The organism is Halovenus amylolytica (genome assembly GCA_004015825.1).
GTDB classification, from domain to species: Archaea; Halobacteriota; Halobacteria; order Halobacteriales; family Haloarculaceae; genus Halovenus; species Halovenus amylolytica.
Map to the genome: position 1 here is coordinate 1 of SAYS01000040.1, position 5,896 is coordinate 5,896.

Sequence of the window (5,896 nt, forward strand, 5' to 3'; positions counted from 1 at the left end):
CTGTCGTCTCTGTCTCCAGTGCTTTGAAAACCTGTTCGACCGTAGCGTTACTCGGTAGGACGGACTTGCTGCTGGACACATCAATTTCGTCCTACCACTTCCTTGTGAAAACTTCTGCACCACCGCCCACACAAAGTGATTAACTTGGGAACCAATGGACTGCGGGAGAGTATGAATTTGATTGCTAGTCCCTACAGGTGAACCGGGAGCGTCAGGGTAGAGTTCCAGAACGATTATCAAGAGGATTACCAGTGGGAACTCTCACCGTCCGGTTCTACCCTTTCGTAATAGCCGGACAAACAATATGAGAGTGCTACTCTTAAAAGTTGTTCAGAGGGAGAAGCGAAGACAGTAGGTTATTTCAGGAGTCTACCGAGGCGTTCTGCGATGTACATGGTCAGCCGAGCTCCTTCAACGGGGTAGTTGACGTGATAGACGAGACAATTAGTGGTGAGTTGGAACGATGCGGTGCTGGCATTCGGAATGAGAGGAGTGACGGCTCGAAGTCTGTCAATGGGGACAGTGAAACTTGACGAAGCTCCGTCGATGAGAGGAATTTGCTCGGTGGACAGCGAGTAGAGGAACGCGTCGCCATCTCCTTGTGCATTCGAGGAGAATTCGATGTGGCGAGTATCCGGCGCGATTCGGAGTCGCATTGCTTCGCCGACAAGATTTGCAACTTGGACGCTCCGATCAAACGCACCTTGCTGTATGGAAAATTCCGTTACTAGCTCATTTGAAGGGTCGTCAAATAGTCGGTATGGCTGGATCAGGGGTGAGAATCGATATGTGAGGCCATTTGACTGCAAGATAACCATCGAATCGCTTGTCTCGGACGGGAAGGTGATGGTGACCTCTGCACTGGTATCGACGTTTAGGAAGTTCTCGATACGTTCTAAGCGCAGCCAGAAACTACCGATGTCGTCGTTAACCGGTGGTTGTGTCTCCGGCCTTGGCAGTAAGTGATCCAGGTACACGGTCTTGTCTTTTGACGTTGCACGCAATCGGATCGTGTCTGGACTGATTTTCATATGACAGTCTCCCCCCTTTCGAACCGCTAATGCAGGGCGGATTATTTGACGGAGCAATGTCGGGTCTATGCGAACAGGCATCAGGACTGTTGTGACCAGTAGTCTAGTGCATCCGGACGTGTAGGGCCGTGAAATGCGAGATTCCGGGTGACGGTCAGGAGTTCGGTCTGTGTCGTGTCGAGTTCAACTCCGTGTTCTGGTGAGGGGACGGTATTCACTATGTTGTACAGGTTGTAGAACAGGACGGACATGTGGAAGTAGAACGCCTTTCGCTCTTTTTTATCTGTCTCAGTCGACACGTCAAACTTATTTTTCGCCATTCGAAACAAGGATTCAATCTTCCCGCGTTGATTATAACGGAAATTGGTATTTTGTATCCACTTTTTACGTTCATCTTTGTCAGACGGGACTGAGATGTCAGTGTAAAACGCTCGAATCGGGTTTGGCGTTTCAGCGTCCTCACTGGCCCCTGAATACCCAATCATCTGCACCGGTGGATGCAGATCGTCATACCCGGCACTCCGAAGATAGGCAGTTCCACCTGGTTCGATTTTCTCGCGGAGTCGCGCGTAGTCGTCACTGTGACCGTGCGTGTCGCTATAGTCCTGTGCGCAAATCAGCCAGTGTCCGGGAACAAATGCTCGGCACGCCTCGATGTCCTCTTGGCCATCGAATCCTCGGTCGGCCATGAAGAGTTTGATTTCTACCATGGCGGTCAGATTCCGAAGGAGATTTTTCAACACAGGTGCCCGGTTCCCCTCAGATTCCAGTAATCGGAGGCCAAACGAAAATTCGAGGTCTGGATCGGTAAAGGAAAGCGATGCGAACCGCCAGCGACCATCCGCCGTGAGAAATTTCTCATCGTACTCCTTTAGCCCAAGGCTTTGCACATCCGTGAGATCGTACGAGACCATCGCCGGTTTGGACATCACGTCTGACTTGATGATATATTCAAGCAGTGCCTGGTTGATATCGTCGAACATCTCCTCAATTTGCCACAGATGCAGGCTGTCAATGTGTGTCCGTACTGTTGGCCCGGCGAATGCCGAATCAAGATTAAACGAGTGGTTGGCGCTTCGCTGATAATTCTCGATGCTCGCACCGTTGTGCGCAGCGTGTGCAAAAATACCGATTAAACTCCTGAGATCTCGTGATTTATTGCTGCCTCGGTGAAAATCTAAGTTGTCGGTCACGATTGCCAACAGATCGTCGACGAGATTGTACAATGCCAGTTGTCGCGCCCCTGTTGAGAACTCGGTTGCAGCCGGACCCGCATCGTATGACAGATTATACTGGTCTTTCACAGGCTCAGGGATGGATACCCCGTTCCAGAACAATGCGTGAACTGCGATGAACGTCGCATCAACTACCGATTCGAACCGATTGACAGTCTTCAGCTGCTTTGCCGCTTTCCGGTACGTTGAGCTGCTGTAGTCCGAGTGTAATTCAAACCGCTCGATTTCGCTAACGGAGTATCGTGAGACGTACGTAGATAACTCCCCAAATGAGTCGATATCTCGGGCTACTTGAATCATCAACGCACGCAACTTGGGGAGCGTGATTTGACTCTCATCTACCCCTGCCGAGGCCAAAGCTAACTCCGCGACATCACAGAGCGCTTCATCGAAAATCGCGTCTATCTGCCCGTCATCATTACTGTCGGGCACATCTCTATTCTCTCGTGCCATCGCAACAAGCAGGGGCTTCTGCAATTCGATCTCCTGTCGTCCTTCGCCGGGATGTGAGATGACGATGTCGTCAGTAGCCGCTGAATTGAACGTTCTAAATTCGCTAACGCGATCTTGTTTTGTATGTCGAGTTTCGTCCGCAAAATTATCTTGATGTGTAGTCATTATACTGTAATTTAAATTATCTAACCCACATACGGATAAACCCTTGATGACAATCTAACTATGTTTTTGTCCGATTATACCCATCTCACGTACGCTAAGAAAGGCCACGCGTGAAGACGGTAAATAACACCCCTGAAACCGGAAATTCGGTGTTTAAATCAATGGCAGGCATTCTGAGAGGCGTCTATACAGCCGATAAAATGACTGAAACGCGGGTTTCCGATTATTTCTATCTTGCGCGAGGAACGATGTAGACTGTGACGCGGTCCCCGGGGGCGTACGGTTTTGGTGCGGGTTGCGGGATGTCGGTCATGATCCGAGCATGGCGTGATTGGTTATAGTCCGAGTGAGATGCGGATGGCGTCCTCGATCTCACTCATTTGTGAGGATGACACGTTCCCGTACTTGTCTTCGATGCGTTCGGTAATATCGACGGTGCGGATTTGATCGAGTTGGACGTGCGAATCTTTCGTAAGCTCATCCATCGACCCGGGAAGGTTGACGTGGAACGGGTAGTTCGTATGCCCGCCCGAGATCGGCGCGATGATCGTGGTTGGTGAATTCTTGTTCCCGATGTCGTTCTGAATGACGACCGCCGGGCGGGTCTTGTAGATTTCCCCACCTCGCGTATCATCGTCGGCTGGCCCGCCGAGGTCAACACTAACGATGTCACCGCGACGGATTTTCATTCGTTGCCTCGTGGCGGCTCCCCGAGGTGTTCGTTCGCTTCAGTTGAGGCGTGCTCCCATTCCTTGTTTGTCTCAGCTGCGTGGTCGGCGTTCTCCCGATACGCTTTGGCGAGCTCTTCTTCGGATGGCGGCATCCGGTCGTCGATTGCTTCCTGGACGAGTTGGGAGAGGTTGATGTCTTCGTCGTCTACCCATTCGGACTGGTCTTCGCGGATCGTGACGTTCTTTCGGTCCATACGAGTGTGTACTCGGTGTGTACCGATAAACGTGTTGTTGCTTGGTATGCGACAGTGGTACCAAACAGGGCCTACCGACGGTGTGGCTGTAGTTGCGAACGACACGAAACGTTCACGGATCTACGGGCTGGTCAGGATTTAATTGGGAGTGGTGCTTTTTTTGAAAGGAGAACTATGACTGCCTGCAATATCTGCGGAGCTGACGACAACTTCAACTTCGAGTGTTCTCGCTGTGGCGGTCATTTCTGCGGTGACCATCGCCACCCTGAAAATCATGACTGTGACGGTGGGTTCGTCGGAGAATACAACACTGACAAAGATCGTGGTCCAGAACCGATGAAAGTTCAGACGCGCACAGCGTCAACCCCCGATAGTGACTTCGGGAACTCCTCACCAGACGTCGCTCCAGACGGGTCAATTAAGAGAGAAGAGAACTCTGAACAGGAAGAGGCTGAAATTGATGACTCTATTTTCACCCGTTTTTACCGATATATTCGGTTCTGGTAAATCTTTAACACTCTCGTTGTGGAATAGAGCTTTACCAAGTTTATTCATCTTTGACCAAGTGTAGGTAATTATAACAAGAATGTACTGGAAGCAATTTCTGATTGCGAGTGTTTTGGCCGCACTCTCGGGATACTCCATGTTTACCTCCGGTTTTGAGACTGTCCTGGCTGTTGTGACTGGTATTTCAACGTACGTGCTTATTCGAGGACTCATGACGTGGATGATTCGCGTCAAGTACTGGTACCCACGAGATAGTTCTGACTCTCGTACGTGTCCGGGGTGCGGCCAGTATGTGTATCGGATCGGTGGTGATTGGGTGTTAACGTGCCGGGAATGCGGGTGGAAAGCCGGGTGGCCAGGACTTCGGGTGGTCACGCATTCTGTCGCAGTCACGCAGTTCAAACGGACGATATGGGATCCGAAACTTGGGCTTCGTGACACGTCTACTCGTTTCGGAGTTTCTGGTCGCGTTCAAGGGGCGCTACGTGCTGTGTTTTCCCGTGAATTCCTCATTTTGAGTGTTCTCATTGTTGGCGTTGGGATTGGTGGTGGGATGTATCTCGGTGTACTGGAGCAACCCGATATCCCTTCTAATAGTACGGACCCTGCTGTCCAGCAAGGAATGAACCGCACGGTCGTTGAGCAGTACTTTATCGAGTATTTGAACGAAGAGCGGCAAGAGCGGGGGGTACAGTTGGTTTCACAGCGGCAAGTACTGACTGAGATGGGAGAAAGCCACAGTCAGGTAATGGCACGTGAGGGGGAGATTGGGCACGTTGAACAAGATGGCGATACGATTAAAAGTCGATATGAGGACCGTGGTCTGCTTCCAGAATGTCGTCTCCCGATTGACGGATCAAATCGGTATTATGAGGGGGCGGAGAATGCCGCTGCAACATGGATACACCGTTCCATTGAGTCAGAAGACGGGACTACGACGCGTATTAATTCCGAACAAGAGTTAGCCGAACAACTGGTTGCGCAGTGGATGAACTCACCACCACATAGAAAGGCTATGTTGGTCGGCTCAGCCGATGAAGCTGGACTCGGGCTCTACATCACTGATGAAAATAAGGTCTACGCAAGCCTCGAACTCTGTTGAACCCCCAATCTCTGCCACTCTTCTGCGTCGTTGCTGTTCATTCATTTGGGCTCTGTAGTTTCAGTATACGGCAGTTAATTTCATGGATATCGGACGGTTCGACGGAGGTTGTAGACGGTCGCTTTGAGGATCATTTCGCGGAATTCAAGCCACCAACTTCGCGCACGCACGGCAGCGCCGAGCGTGCGCTTGATGCTTGAGAAGACGGTTTCAGACATGGATCGTTGGTGGTAGCGATCACTGTCCATGCGGGCGTTGTGAGCGTAATCGAGTGAGTTGAACAGACGATGCTTAATCAGCGGGCGGATGCCGTTTTGACGGAGTTCGTCACGGAAGGCTTTTGCATCGTAGCCTTTGTCAGCAGCGAGGCTTCGCAGGTCGCCCGCGTTTCGGCGGGCGACCTGCGGGCCGATCTTGGCGTCGTGTTTCTTTGAGGTGGTCGAGTGGATGTCGGTGATGTACAGCGTTTCGACATCCA

8 protein-coding genes are annotated in these 5,896 nt (G+C 51.3%); 2 read left to right on the forward strand and 6 right to left on the reverse strand.

Features of this window, described 5'->3' with window-relative positions; translation table 11 throughout:
- Positions 1-356: 356 nt before the first annotated feature.
- The 4 genes from EOW68_RS18005 to EOW68_RS18020 all read right to left on the reverse strand — a co-directional run bounded on the left by EOW68_RS18005 (position 357) and on the right by EOW68_RS18020 (position 3,809).
- Entirely contained in the window at positions 357-1,031 is a 675-nt protein-coding gene (locus EOW68_RS18005) for a DNA polymerase (protein ID WP_128226539.1), read from the reverse strand.
- Between the two features lie 80 nt (positions 1,032-1,111).
- Positions 1,112-2,884: a transposase gene (locus tag EOW68_RS18010; protein ID WP_128226540.1), complete on the reverse strand. Its 1,773-nt coding sequence runs from the start codon at positions 2,882-2,884 to the stop codon at positions 1,112-1,114.
- 335 nt (positions 2,885-3,219) lie between these two features.
- Positions 3,220-3,573 (reverse strand): type II toxin-antitoxin system PemK/MazF family toxin, encoded by a 354-nt coding sequence (locus EOW68_RS18015; RefSeq protein WP_128226541.1) that lies wholly within the window; start codon positions 3,571-3,573, stop codon positions 3,220-3,222.
- Positions 3,570-3,809, reverse strand: coding sequence for a hypothetical protein (locus EOW68_RS18020; protein WP_128226542.1), 240 nt, complete (start codon positions 3,807-3,809; stop codon positions 3,570-3,572). Before EOW68_RS18020 ends, EOW68_RS18015 begins: the two co-directional genes overlap by 4 nt.
- A gap of 174 nt (positions 3,810-3,983) precedes the next feature.
- Between EOW68_RS18020 and EOW68_RS18025 the strand changes: the two genes are divergently transcribed.
- A complete protein-coding gene (locus tag EOW68_RS18025) occupies positions 3,984-4,316 on the forward strand; it encodes an AN1-type zinc finger domain-containing protein (protein ID WP_128226543.1) in 333 nt (110 codons plus the stop codon).
- Here the strand turns inward: EOW68_RS18025 and EOW68_RS19040 are convergent.
- Positions 4,224-4,454 carry a hypothetical protein gene (locus EOW68_RS19040; RefSeq protein WP_431359055.1) on the reverse strand — a complete coding sequence of 77 codons (231 nt, stop codon included), beginning with the start codon at positions 4,452-4,454 and terminating at the stop codon, positions 4,224-4,226. The genes EOW68_RS18025 and EOW68_RS19040 overlap by 93 nt on opposite strands.
- A 352-nt stretch (positions 4,455-4,806) precedes the next feature.
- Between EOW68_RS19040 and EOW68_RS19045 the strand changes: the two genes are divergently transcribed.
- The gene (locus EOW68_RS19045) at positions 4,807-5,418 is read left to right on the forward strand and encodes a CAP domain-containing protein (RefSeq protein WP_431359054.1); all 612 of its coding nucleotides are present in this window, start codon (positions 4,807-4,809) and stop codon (positions 5,416-5,418) included.
- A gap of 80 nt (positions 5,419-5,498) precedes the next feature.
- Here the strand turns inward: EOW68_RS19045 and EOW68_RS18035 are convergent.
- Positions 5,499-5,896, reverse strand: a 398-nt coding sequence (locus EOW68_RS18035; protein ID WP_152035127.1) for a transposase, incomplete at its 5' end; no start/stop codon positions are given.

Excerpts from the sequence above, each read along its gene's own strand:
- EOW68_RS18005 (WP_128226539.1), bottom strand. The coding sequence starts at position 1,031 with ATGAAAATCAGTCCAGACACGATCCGATTGCGTGCAACGTCAAAAGAC.
- EOW68_RS18010 (WP_128226540.1), bottom strand. The coding sequence starts at position 2,884 with ATGACTACACATCAAGATAATTTTGCGGACGAAACTCGACATACAAAA.
- EOW68_RS18015 (WP_128226541.1), bottom strand. The coding sequence starts at position 3,573 with ATGAAAATCCGTCGCGGTGACATCGTTAGTGTTGACCTCGGCGGGCCA.
- EOW68_RS18020 (WP_128226542.1), bottom strand. The coding sequence starts at position 3,809 with ATGGACCGAAAGAACGTCACGATCCGCGAAGACCAGTCCGAATGGGTA.
- EOW68_RS18025 (WP_128226543.1), top strand. The coding sequence starts at position 3,984 with ATGACTGCCTGCAATATCTGCGGAGCTGACGACAACTTCAACTTCGAG.
- EOW68_RS19040 (WP_431359055.1), bottom strand. The coding sequence starts at position 4,454 with ATGGAGTATCCCGAGAGTGCGGCCAAAACACTCGCAATCAGAAATTGC.